10 protein-coding genes and 1 riboswitch are annotated in these 11,804 nt (G+C 39.4%); of the genes, 6 read left to right on the plus strand and 4 right to left on the minus strand.

Features of this window, described 5'->3' with window-relative positions; genetic code table 11:
- Positions 1-44: 44 nt before the first annotated feature.
- Positions 45-1,421, plus strand: a complete 1,377-nt coding sequence (gene argH / locus ABWP91_RS17925) for an argininosuccinate lyase (protein WP_353244385.1) — start codon at positions 45-47, stop codon at positions 1,419-1,421.
- Positions 1,422-1,487: 66 nt separating this feature from the next.
- Here the strand turns inward: argH and ABWP91_RS17930 are convergent, their stop codons facing one another.
- A complete protein-coding gene (locus ABWP91_RS17930; protein ID WP_353244386.1) occupies positions 1,488-1,826 on the minus strand; it encodes a YmdA family protein in 339 nt (112 codons plus the stop codon).
- 80 nt (positions 1,827-1,906) lie between these two features.
- Entirely contained in the window at positions 1,907-2,239 is a 333-nt protein-coding gene (locus ABWP91_RS17935; RefSeq protein ID WP_353244387.1) for a YmdA family protein, read from the minus strand.
- Positions 2,240-3,516: 1,277 nt separating this feature from the next.
- Between ABWP91_RS17935 and oxyR the strand changes: the two genes are divergently transcribed.
- Entirely contained in the window at positions 3,517-4,422 is a 906-nt protein-coding gene (oxyR, locus tag ABWP91_RS17940; protein WP_353244388.1) for a DNA-binding transcriptional regulator OxyR, read from the plus strand.
- 76 nt (positions 4,423-4,498) lie between these two features.
- Here oxyR and sthA read toward each other — a convergent pair whose 3' ends face one another.
- A complete protein-coding gene (sthA, locus tag ABWP91_RS17945) occupies positions 4,499-5,896 on the minus strand; it encodes a Si-specific NAD(P)(+) transhydrogenase (RefSeq protein ID WP_206085988.1) in 1,398 nt (465 codons plus the stop codon).
- A 423-nt stretch (positions 5,897-6,319) separates the two neighbouring features.
- On the opposite strand from sthA, the gene fabR reads away from it, so the two are divergent.
- Together fabR and ABWP91_RS17955 are read left to right on the plus strand one after the other, a co-directional pair.
- Positions 6,320-6,976 carry an HTH-type transcriptional repressor FabR gene (fabR, locus tag ABWP91_RS17950; RefSeq protein ID WP_353244389.1) on the plus strand — a complete coding sequence of 219 codons (657 nt, stop codon included), beginning with the start codon at positions 6,320-6,322 and terminating at the stop codon, positions 6,974-6,976.
- A 12-nt stretch (positions 6,977-6,988) separates the two neighbouring features.
- Entirely contained in the window at positions 6,989-7,378 is a 390-nt protein-coding gene (locus ABWP91_RS17955; protein ID WP_353244390.1) for a YijD family membrane protein, read from the plus strand.
- Between the two features lie 76 nt (positions 7,379-7,454).
- Here the strand turns inward: ABWP91_RS17955 and trmA are convergent, their stop codons facing one another.
- Positions 7,455-8,552, minus strand: a complete 1,098-nt coding sequence (gene trmA, locus ABWP91_RS17960; protein ID WP_353244391.1) for a tRNA (uridine(54)-C5)-methyltransferase TrmA — start codon at positions 8,550-8,552, stop codon at positions 7,455-7,457.
- Positions 8,553-8,664: 112 nt separating this feature from the next.
- Positions 8,665-8,946: riboswitch (cobalamin riboswitch) on the plus strand.
- A gap of 74 nt (positions 8,947-9,020) precedes the next feature.
- Between trmA and btuB the strand changes: the two genes are divergently transcribed.
- Both btuB and murI read left to right on the plus strand, forming a co-directional pair.
- On the plus strand, positions 9,021-10,910 hold the full coding sequence (btuB, locus tag ABWP91_RS17965) for a TonB-dependent vitamin B12 receptor BtuB (protein WP_353244392.1): 1,890 nt from the start codon (positions 9,021-9,023) through the stop codon (positions 10,908-10,910).
- Positions 10,855-11,718, plus strand: coding sequence for a glutamate racemase (gene murI / locus ABWP91_RS17970; RefSeq protein ID WP_353244393.1), 864 nt, complete (start codon positions 10,855-10,857; stop codon positions 11,716-11,718). Before btuB ends, murI begins: the two co-directional genes overlap by 56 nt.
- The last annotated feature ends 86 nt before the right edge of the window (positions 11,719-11,804 follow it).

The following is an 11,804-nucleotide window of genomic DNA, read 5'->3' on the forward strand; positions in this document are numbered from 1 at the left end:
TCGGGTGTTAAAAACTTATTTTATCAATCAGGTAGGGACTTGTTATGGCACTTTGGGGTGGACGTTTTAGTCAGCAGGCCGATCAGCGGTTTAAGCAGTTTAATGATTCATTGCGTTTCGATTATCGCTTGGCGCAACAAGATATTATCGGTTCAGTCGCATGGTCAAAATCATTGGTCACGGTAGGTGTGCTGACAGATAGCGAACAACAATCTTTAGAGCAGGCGCTAAATGCACTGTTAAAAGAAGTCCAAGACAACCCTGATATTATTTTGCAAAGCGATGCGGAAGATATTCACAGTTGGGTTGAAGGCAAACTGATTGATAAAGTTGGTGATTTAGGTAAAAAACTACACACAGGCCGTAGCCGTAATGACCAAGTGGCAACAGACTTAAAATTGTGGTGTAAAGACCAAGTTGCGTTATTGCTTGAAGCGGTCACTGAGCTACAAAAAGCGTTAGTGGCTACCGCAGAAAATAACCAAGATGCGGTGATGCCAGGTTATACCCATTTACAACGTGCCCAACCAGTGACATTTGCCCATTGGTGTTTAGCGTACAGTGAAATGTTATCACGTGATGAAAGCCGCTTAAAAGATACATTAAAACGTTTGGATATCAGCCCGTTAGGTTGTGGGGCATTGGCGGGAACCGCGTATGATATCGACCGTGAACAACTTGCCTCTTGGCTTGGTTTTGCCTCTGCGACACGTAACAGCTTAGATACTGTTTCTGATAGAGACCACGTACTGGAATTATTATCTGATGCCAGTATTGGTATGGTGCATTTATCGCGTTTTGCAGAAGACTTAATTTTCTTCAATAGCGGTGAAGCTGGTTTCGTTGAGTTATCTGATAAAGTCACGTCGGGTTCTTCATTAATGCCACAAAAGAAAAACCCTGATGCATTAGAATTGATCCGTGGTAAGTGCGGGCGAGTTCAAGGTGCATTAACGGGCATGATGATGACTCTAAAAGGGTTACCGCTTGCCTATAACAAAGATATGCAAGAAGACAAAGAAGGCCTGTTTGACGCGCTGGATACATGGTTAGATTGTATGCATATGGCCGTGTTAGTCCTTGATGGTATTCAAATTCGTCGCCCACGTTGTGAAGAAGCTGCAAAACAAGGTTATGCCAATGCAACCGAGCTGGCGGATTATTTAGTGGCGAAAGGCGTTCCATTCCGTGAAGCGCACCATATTGTGGGTGAAGCTGTTGTCGCTGCAATAGCGCAAGGAAAGGCACTAGAGGAAATGGCATTAAGTGATCTGCAAAAATTTAGTGATACTATTCAGTTGGATGTGTATGAAATTCTCTCGCTGCAATCATGTTTAGATAAGCGATTAGCAAAAGGTGGAGTGTCTCAGAAGCAGGTGGAGAGTGCCATTGGGGAAGCAAAAATTCGGTTAGGTTTCTAAGCGATAATCTGTGGACGAAAAATGGGGGGTAGCATGACTACCCCAATTCCCATAACACGGTTTCTATTAAATATATTTAACGGTCAGCATTCTTAATTGCTTCTCCTCATTAATCCAATTATATGAATATTCATTTCTGCCATCGTTAATAACATTCCAGCTACCTTTTTTAGTCATACTATTTAAATCGATATTTGAAATGCTTGACTCTGTATTATCATTCATACAGTGCAGTTTAATTTCTCTGTCAGTAATATCATTTGTACAAGTCGGATGAACCACTGCGCCATAAAAATTAATGGTGCCAGAGTCTTGGTTCTGAGTCGCATAAGTACTGAATGTTGATACTAGTAACAAAGCTGCGAATGAACAATTAAATACTTTTTTCGTTATTGACTTTTGCATAATAGAATCCCACAACTGAATTTTATGAAAATCAGCTAGTTATATTAAGTTTATTATTTAAAGAAAAGGTTGTTTAATGATTATGCATGCTGTACTGATAATAATGCATGGCCTTTTTCTTTATTAGTCCATTTAAATTGATAGATACTATTGTTGTTATCTAATTTTTTCCATTCTGTTGATTTTTTCTCTTTAGAAAAATCAATTTTACTCGCTTCCATTTTATTATTTTCTTTATTAAAACAATTTAAGTTTGTTTTGTTTTCATTAATGTTATAAGTACATGGTGAAGCAACAATAGCAGCTTTAAAATTAATGGTTGTTTGATTTCCTTTAGCTTGAACATTTGCAGTGAATAATGAAGTAGCAATTAAAGTTAATGCTAATACTGAGGTGATTTTTTTAATAGTCATGATATTTATTCCTAATCTAAAGTTTATATAATTTGGTTGATTTCAATTTTTTCATGTCTTTCTATGGGATGAATTATAAAACAAAAAACTCCTCAAGGGTGTAAATCTCAAAACTCAAATGTGTGAAAATATAATGAAAATATAGGTTATATTGAATCTCTGTGATTTACTGTAAAATTGCCATTTTTTTATCATATTCTGTAAATTTGCGTTTTTTGGTATTAAATGTTTTGCATTTAATGTTTTAAGTTGCTTTTTGATGGTTTAATCTGCTGTTTGATTTTCGATAGTTACAGTTATTGAGCCCATGCTTATATATAAATCAGCAAGGTAATATTGAGATTTTTAATTAACTTTCAAACAGAAACTTACAAAGTTTAATAATAAATGAAAATAAATATAACAAAATGTTTCAAAAAAAGGGCTAAGCAATCTCATTTTTAAACTTTTAGAGAGTAAAGTTGCCTTATTTATCGAGTTAATCCGCTAAAAATCATATTATGAGTAATATAAATGTTTCAGTATGGTGCCTAATTATATTGAAGTTACCCAAATAGCTGTTTGACGCCTTTCTTTTTTCTTGCAACCCCGATGAATTGTTGTTTATGTTAGGAAGCGTTCCTATTGTTTTCTTCTTATATAGAAGAAAGCTAAGTGGATCATTTCGTTAACTACGCTATATTGCCTATATCTATTACACTTTTTTGTCGTTATTGGTTTTCAGCAATACGATTTGAATGCTTTGCTAATTTAGCACTCTTCAATACTCTCATTTTGTCGTCATTAGCATGTTGTATAAGGTATCGACAGTATGGCGGCATTCTTTAACCACCTAATGGAATACTTTTAACTTGGGAGGGGTAAAGTGTAGTAATAGAATCCATAGTATTTAGCCCTCCGTATCATCATCACTGATGAAAACTCTCCAGAAGTCACGAAACTACATCTCACTATTATTCTAGTTTGGTTTGTATATATCTTTCTTATCATAAATATAGGATGGTATTTTAGCTATTTTCACCTTAAAAATATGTATAAATATTTATAAAATTTCAAAGAACTGATTATTTTTGTTTTGTGAGAAAGGCGGTGGGTTTTATTTGATATGTTTTGTTTCTAAATGTTACTTTTTGTTTCAGTTTGAGGTTTATTTATGCAGATATGGGATGAAATACGGTGTTTTGCAATATATCAATAGATAAAACAAACTAATATCGATATAGTGATTGGTATTATCTATCTTTGGTTTGACAAAGAATTCACGAAAGGAAAAGAATATGAATATTCGAGACTTAGAGTACCTCGTTGCACTCGCCGAACATAAACACTTTAGACGCGCCGCGGATTCTTGTCATGTCAGCCAACCAACACTGAGCGGTCAAATTCGTAAATTAGAAGAAGAGCTCGGTGTTATGTTATTAGAAAGAACGAGTCGTAAAGTTCTTTTTACCCAGCAAGGGTTATTACTTGTTGAACAGGCTAGAACTATTTTGCGGGAAATAAAGGTACTGCAAGAAATGGCTGCCCTCCAAGGGGAGAGCATGTCTGGTCCATTACATATTGGTTTAATACCGACAGTCGCCCCTTATTTATTACCTCATATCATTCCACAACTACACCAAGCTCATCCAAAGTTAGAAATCTATTTACATGAAGCGCAAACTCAGCAGCTATTAGCACAATTGGATAGCGGTAAATTAGATTGTGCAATTTTGGCCGATGTAAAAGAAACAGCCCCGTTTATTGTTGTGCCTTTATTTGAAGAACCAATGAAACTGGCCATTTATGAAAGCCATCCATGGCATGACCGAGACACTATTGAAATGGGTGAGCTATCGGGTGAAAAACTACTCATGCTAGAAGATGGCCATTGCTTACGCGACCAAGCAATGGGCTTTTGTTTTCAAGCAGGGGCAAAAGAAGATACACATTTTAGAGCGACAAGCTTAGAGACATTAAGAAATATGGTTGCGGCGGGAAGTGGCATTACACTTTTACCTGATTTAGCCGTTCCGAATGAAGTGTGTCGTGATGGTGTATGTTATTTAAATTGCATTGAGCCTGAACCTAAACGGACAATTGTTTTAGTCTATCGCCCTGGTTCGCCTTTACGTGGCCGTTATGAGCAATTAGCTGAAACCATCTATAACTCTATGGATAATTACTATAAAAGTAAAGTTTAGGAATAAAGCGTTAAAATAGCGGATATTAGACTGGAATGATGGTTGCCAGAAAAGAGGCAACCATCAAAACTGGCAATTAAAATAGTCGATTTAAACCATTTAATGCCGCAACGCGGAAAGCTTCTGCCATCGTTGGGTAATTGAACGTCGTATTCACAAAATATTCAATAGTATTGCCTTCACCTTTTTGTTCCATAATGGCTTGGCCGATATGAATAATTTCAGCCGCCCTTTCACCGAAACAGTGAATACCTAATATTTGCAACGTTTCACGATGGAATAAGATTTTTAAACTACCCACATTCATCCCTGCAATTTGCGCACGTGCTAAATGTTTGAATTGCGCGCGGCCTACTTCATAAGGCACTTTCATTGCGGTAAGCTCTTGTTCTGTTTTACCGACAGAGCTTATTTCAGGAATGGTATAAATACCTGTTGGAATATCTTCCACTAAATGTGCATCGCCAAGACTACCACCGATTGCACGTGCAGCAATTCGGCCTTGGTCATAAGCCGCAGACGCGAGGCTTGGGTAACCAATCACATCACCGACAGCATAAATATGCTCATTTGTTGTGCGGTAAGCTTTATTCACCTTCACAAGGCCACGACCATCGGCATCAATGCCAACATTTGCAAGGCCTAAGCCATCCGTGTTACCGGTCCTTCCGTTGGCATATAATAGACAATCAGCTTTGACCTTTTTACCTGATTTCAGGTGAACAATAACACCATCATCAACGCCTTCGATTTTTTCATATTCTTCATTATGGCGAATGACAACGCCACTATTCCAGAAATGGTAAGACAACGCGTCAGACATTTCTTGGTCGAGGAAGGCTAATAAGTGGTCACGCGTATTTATTAAGTCAACTTTTACCCCTAATCCACGAAAAATAGAGGCATATTCACAACCAATAACGCCCGCACCATAAATAATGACATGGCGAGGTTCATGGGTAAGGTTGAGGATTGTATCGCTGTTATAAATTCGCGAATGATTGAAATCGACATCTGAAGGGCAATAAGGACGTGAACCTGTTGCTATCACTATCTTATCGGCACTTAAAACATCGCAGCTTCCATCAGCGTAACGCACGCTCACATGCTGATCATCAATAAAAGTGGCTTCACCCGAAAACATCTGGCAACCATTTCGCTCATAAAACCCTTGGCGCATGCGTGTTTGTTGGCTAATGACCGTTTCAGCATGCTGTAGAATTTCAGAGAAAGAGGAGCTCAAGCTACGGGAGTTATCACTATAAAGCGGGTTTTGATTGAATTCGATAATACGGCTAACAGCATGACGGAGGGCTTTTGAGGGAATGGTTCCCCAGTGGGTACAGCCTCCGCCGACATTATTATAACGCTCTATAACAGCAACGTTTTTTCCTTGTTTCACTAGCCCCATCGCGGCGCCTTCGCCACCAGGACCAGAACCAATAACTATTGCATCAAAATGGGTAAGTTGCATGAGGTAAGACCTGCTCTAAAACAAAATGACAACAAGATGTTATCATTAGTTGGTTATTTCGCCTAATTTCCCTTTTCCTATTTGTTTTTCTCATTAAGACATCGTGAGTTTCTTTCGCTACCTGATTTCAGCCTGAAACGCTAGAAGAATACGCTTTTAAGAAAAGAGAAAAGTGGAGTGCATTTTTGGTGAATCTATTTTTTAGGGTTCAGGTAGGGTAGAGGGAAAAGTGAGAAAGTTTCTATATTTAAGAAAGCCATGTCGGTGATATGTGAAATTCTGAAAATTGCTAATTTGCAGTAAGAGTCGATTTTTCTCTAAACCAGATTAAGAAATTTCAGGTATGCTAGAAGGCGAGCTCGTGCTTATTATTAACCTTCAATGCGTTTATTAATGTTTAATGACATAGAAATTAGGATCACCGTGAGTAACACTATTGGCGTTAGAGCAAAACAAAAAGAAAAAACTCGGCGTTCACTCGTCGAAGCCGCATTTAGCCAATTGAGCGCTGAACGGAGTTTCACAAGCTTAAGTTTGCGTGAAGTTGCTCGAGAAGCTGGCATTGCACCAACGTCATTTTATCGTCATTTCAAAGACGTTGATGAACTCGGCCTAACGATGGTCGACGAAAGTGGCTTGATGTTACGTCAACTGATGCGACAAGCAAGACAGCGTATCGCAAAAGGTGGGAGTGTGATCCGCACATCAGTCTCCACTTTTATGGAGTTTATTGGTAATAACCCCAATGCCTTTAGGTTATTATTGCGTGAGCGTTCAGGCACATCAGCTGAGTTTCGTGCTGCCGTTGCAAGGGAAATTCAACATTTTATTGCAGAGCTAGCGGATTACCTTGAACTTGAAAGTCGGATGCCTCGCCATTTTACTGAGATGCAAGCAGAAGCGATGGTAACGATAGTCTTTAGTGCGGGCGCTGAAGCCCTTGATATTGATGAAGAAAAACGCAGGTATCTTGAAGAACGGTTGGTATTACAGTTAAGAATGATTGCTAAAGGCGCCTACTATTGGTACCGCCGTGAACAGGAAAAACAAAATCAATCTGACCCAGACCTTACCAAATAATAAGGAGAATCAATGACGGATCAAAAAAGCTATGAAAGAAGCACATTATTGCTAGCCTTTGTGATTGGCCTTGCAACCCATGGAACCTTTTCAACACTGTTTAACTCGTTAGTCGACTTTTCATTTTTCCCAATTTTGACCTTAGTATTGGCCGCGTATTGTTTACACCAACGTTATTTGCACCAAGCGATGCCAATGGGCTTGCCTAAATTTGTAGCGGGTAGTTTCTTTATTGGGATTTTTGGTTATGCCGCGATTTTACGCGTTCAAAACCCTGAAATTGGTTCTAACTTTATTCCAGCGACATTTATCGTGATTTTAGCGTTATGGATGTATGCAAGCTGGAAAGCACGTAAAAAAGAAAAAGCGGAATTAGCCCTTGAGCAAGAAGCTGAAAACTAAGTTTAAAGAACCTATTTAGACTAGAACGCCGCATGATTTTGCGGCGTTCTTGTTTGATTATAAATACATTGAAAAATTAGCGGCGCGTTAATAAAACACCACTTTCCATATGATGGGTATAGGGGAATTGGTCAAACAAGGCTAACTTCTCAATTTTATGCGTTTTTGTCAGTTCAACCAAATTATCGCAAAGGGTTTCTGGGTTACAGGAAATATACAAAATATGGTCATACCCTTGGACGAGCTCAACAGTTTTATCATCTAAACCGCTGCGTGGCGGGTCAACAAAAATCGTATTGCAGTGGTAATCTGTTAGTGTAATCCCTTCTAATCGCCTAAATTCACGAGTCCCTTGCATCGCTTGGGTAAAATCTTCAGCGGACATTCGGATAATCTGCACATTATTAATGTTGTTTGCTTCTATATTATATTGTGCTGCGGCAACGGACGGTTTTGCGATTTCAGTGGCTAATACACGTTCAAAGTTTTGCGCTAATGCCAATGAAAAGTTCCCATTTCCACAATACAATTCTAATAAATCGCCCGTTGAATTTTGTGTCGCCGCAATCGCCCACTCCAACATTTTAATATTGACCTGCGCATTAGGCTGCGTGAAGCTATTTTCGACTTGGCGATAAACCATATCCTTGCCATTTACAGGCAGTACTTCATCCACATAATCATTATCAAGCATGATTTTGGTTTTTGAGGCGCGACCGATTAATTGCAAATCAAAGCCTTGTTCCACCAATGCCGCTTTTAACGTTTTTGCCTCGGCAGTCCATTCTTCACCTAGCTTTTTATGGTAAAGCAGCGAAACAATCAGCTTATTGCTCAGTGTCGATAAATAATCGATTTGGAATAATTTATGGCGTAGCAATTCACTTTGCTTAATGAGAGGCAGCAATGTAGCCATCATGTCATTAATTAATTGGCTTGCCACGGGGAATTGATCAACACGAATACGTTCTTTGGTCTCTTTATCAAACATGATATGAAATAAATCATCATTATCATGCCAAATCCGAAATTCTGCGCGCATCCGGTAATGTGACGCTGGAGATGAAAAAATTTCAGGTTCAGGTGCGTTAAACGGGGCCATCATACCCTTTAAACGGTCAGTTTTCTCTGCGAGTTGCAGTTCGTAGTCTTTGGTGTGCAACGTGTTTGGCATACTTGGCCCCATAAAACAGTAAAAAATTCGTATCAGGGGCGAAATTGTAGGGAATGCGGCGAAGATGTCCAGTTTTCATTATGCATCCATAGACACTAAATGCTATTCCACTTAGGATAATAGGCTGTGGTTAAGGGAACTTGGTGTGATTCCAAGACTGACGCGCAACGGTAATTAAGGGGTTATCCGTCATTCTTCAAGCTACATGGGTGTTGGCTGCTCTCAGCTACCCTAGTCACATACTCTAGTATGCTCCTAGGGATATCTTCGCTTGCCGCCTACATGTAACTTGAATTATTTAGGGTGTATACAAGCTTCTTTTCTGTTTCTTTTATTATAGAAATGACGCTTTTGAACTTATGAGTCCGATACCTGCCACACGTCTTATCGCTTTGTTGAATATCAGCGCGAACCTTTTATTCAACTTCGCGGAATTTTAATTTTATTGATTTTCCGAGTGTAATCATAATGAATAATAAAAAGTTGCTGCCGTTATCGGCCGCTGCTGTGGCAGTGTTATGCAGTATTTCTTCTCTGGCAAGTGCAAATAATAAGGCTGACGAAGTTGTCGTATCCGCCAATCGTTTCGAACAACCGATTTCTTCTATATTAGCGCCTGTTACGGTGGTAACCCGTGAAGATATTGATCATTGGCAGTCAAATACCGTGATTGATGTATTACGGCGTTTACCGGGTGTGGATATTGCGCAAAATGGGGGAATGGGGCAGCAAAGTTCCCTTTTTATTCGAGGAACTGAGTCTCGTCATGTTCTAGTGCTAATTGATGGTGTTCGTTTAAATCAAGCAGGTATTTCGGGTTCATCAGATATGAGCCAAATTCCAATCTCATTAGTTCAACGTATCGAATACATCCGTGGTGCGCGTTCAGCTGTTTATGGTTCTGATGCGATTGGTGGCGTAGTGAATATTATTACTCGCCGTGATAACGATGGGACAACATTAAATGCAGGTATAGGTTCGCATGGCTATCAAAACTATAACGGCTCGACCCAGCAAAAAATTGGTGAAAATACCACAGTAACCGCCGCGGGAGCTTATACCTATACCAAAGGGTTTGATGTGGAAGCGAAAGGGTTTAGTGGTGATAGGAAGCAGCCAGACAAAGATGGTTTTTTGAGTAAGGCATTATGGTTAGGTGTTGAGCATCAGTTTTCATCAGATATTACCGCTTATGCGAGAGCATATGGCTATGACAATAGAACTGATTATGACGCTTATTATGATAAATATGCTGATTCTCAAGTAGATACTCGAAAATTATATAGTCGCACCTATGAAACAGGCTTGAAATATCATAATGATAAATATTCAACGATACTGATGGGTAGTTACGGTACAACAAAAGATTATAACTATGATCCAAAATATGGGCAGTATGGGAAATTTTCTAATTTAGATGAATCGAAACAATACAATCTTCAATGGGGCAACAGCTACCATCTAGAGAAAGGTAATATTAGTGCTGGTATTGACTATCAACGTCAGAGTGTCGAGCCAAGTAGCTATACAATGATCAGCGAGAAACAAACGTTAAATAACACCGGAATTTATTTAACTGGTCAATACGCACTCATCAACTCTGTTGTAGCTGAAGGTGCGATTCGCTCAGATCACCATTCAGAATTTAATTGGCATACAACGTGGCAATCAGGACTAAGTTGGGAATTCTACGAAGGCTATAAACTGGTTGGTTCATATGCAACAGCCTATAAAGCACCAAATCTGAGCCAATTGTATGCACACGTGGTTTCTCCTAACTGGTCTACTATTGGTAATCCAAATTTGAAACCTGAAGAGAGCAAGCAATGGGAAATCGGGGTTGAAGGTAAAACTGGCCCATTATTTTGGCAGTTAAACACATATCATAATGATATTAACAACTTGATTTTATATGATAATGGTTATCCAATCGCGAGTTATGAAAATATTGGAAAGGCTGAAATTAAAGGACTTGAATGGGTTGGTGAACTAGATACGGGAGTTTTCCATCATCAAGTTACCTATCAATATATCGACCCTAGAGATAAAAAAACAGATGAGGTTTTACTGAGAAGGGCTAAGCAACAAATCAAATATCAACTTGATTGGGATATTTATGACGTTGATATGGGGGTCACTTACCAGTATATAGGCTCGCGTTATGACAAAATGGGTAATGGCCAACGCACCAAAGTAGGTGGCGTTAGCCTTTGGGATCTCACGGCTGCATATCCAATCACTTCACATCTCACAATTCGTGGTAAAATAGTTAATATGTTCGATAAAGACTATGAGACCGCATATGGTTATCGCACCGCTGGAAGAGAATATTTCCTTACCGGAAGCTACAACTTCTGATAACAACCTATCTGTTCGCCCGACCATTCTTGTATTTGACTCAGGAGTGGGCGGGTTATCTGTCTATCGCGAAGTCAAAAAACTGATCCCAAATGCGCACTATATATATGCATTCGATAACGAAGCTTTTCCTTATGGTGAAAAAAGCGAAGAGTTCATTATTGATAGGGTCTATCAAATCGTTAATGCAATAGCTGCAAAGCATCCTTTAACCATTGCGATCATTGCCTGCAATACCGCAAGTACTGTTAGTTTACCTAATCTAAGGGCGCACTTTAGTTTCCCTGTTGTCGGTGTGGTTCCTGCAATCAAGCCAGCGACTAAACTCACGCGTAATGGTGTGGTCGGGTTATTAGCGACTAAAGGCACTGTGAATCGCGAATATACCAAAGAATTAATTGGCCGTTTTGCTACGGACTGCAAAGTGATTTCGCTGGGCTCTGCGGAATTAGTCCAACTGGCAGAAAGGAAATTACATGGGGAGGCTTTACCATTAGAGGAAGTTGCTCAAGCAGTAAGGCCGTGGATCAGAATGCCAGAACCACCAGACACCGTTATTTTAGGTTGCACCCATTTCCCTCTATTAATAGAAGAGCTCGAAAAAGTCTTACCTAACGGTACAAGGTTTATAGATTCAGGTTCTGCAATTGCCAGAAGAACCGTTTGGCTGATAAATAATCAGGCAGAACTCCACGATTCTGACGAAGAAGACTTTGCGTATTGCCTGTTAATGAACGAGGCGGTGCAAGGTTTAAGGCCAGTACTTGAAGCAGAAGGGTTCATTTCGCTCGAAAAGTTAGCACTTTAACTTAAATTTGTTGAAAAGCTGAGCGAACGAAAAAAAAATGCAAAAAAGGGGTTGCCAGATTTTTCTGACTCCCTATAATGCGCATC

The sequence above is a fragment of the Providencia sp. genome (assembly GCF_040396775.1).
GTDB lineage: Bacteria > Pseudomonadota > Gammaproteobacteria > Enterobacterales > Enterobacteriaceae > Providencia.

Coding starts and splice junctions, on each gene's coding strand:
- ABWP91_RS17935 (WP_353244387.1), bottom strand. CDS start 2,239: ATGACTATTAAAAAAATCACCTCAGTATTAGCATTAACTTTAATTGCT.
- btuB (WP_353244392.1), top strand. CDS start 9,021: ATGAATAATAAAAAGTTGCTGCCGTTATCGGCCGCTGCTGTGGCAGTG.
- ABWP91_RS17955 (WP_353244390.1), top strand. CDS start 6,989: ATGACGGATCAAAAAAGCTATGAAAGAAGCACATTATTGCTAGCCTTT.
- murI (WP_353244393.1), top strand. CDS start 10,855: ATGGTTATCGCACCGCTGGAAGAGAATATTTCCTTACCGGAAGCTACA.
- oxyR (WP_353244388.1), top strand. CDS start 3,517: ATGAATATTCGAGACTTAGAGTACCTCGTTGCACTCGCCGAACATAAA.
- argH (WP_353244385.1), top strand. CDS start 45: ATGGCACTTTGGGGTGGACGTTTTAGTCAGCAGGCCGATCAGCGGTTT.
- ABWP91_RS17930 (WP_353244386.1), bottom strand. CDS start 1,826: ATGCAAAAGTCAATAACGAAAAAAGTATTTAATTGTTCATTCGCAGCT.
- trmA (WP_353244391.1), bottom strand. CDS start 8,552: ATGCCAAACACGTTGCACACCAAAGACTACGAACTGCAACTCGCAGAG.
- sthA (WP_206085988.1), bottom strand. CDS start 5,896: ATGCAACTTACCCATTTTGATGCAATAGTTATTGGTTCTGGTCCTGGT.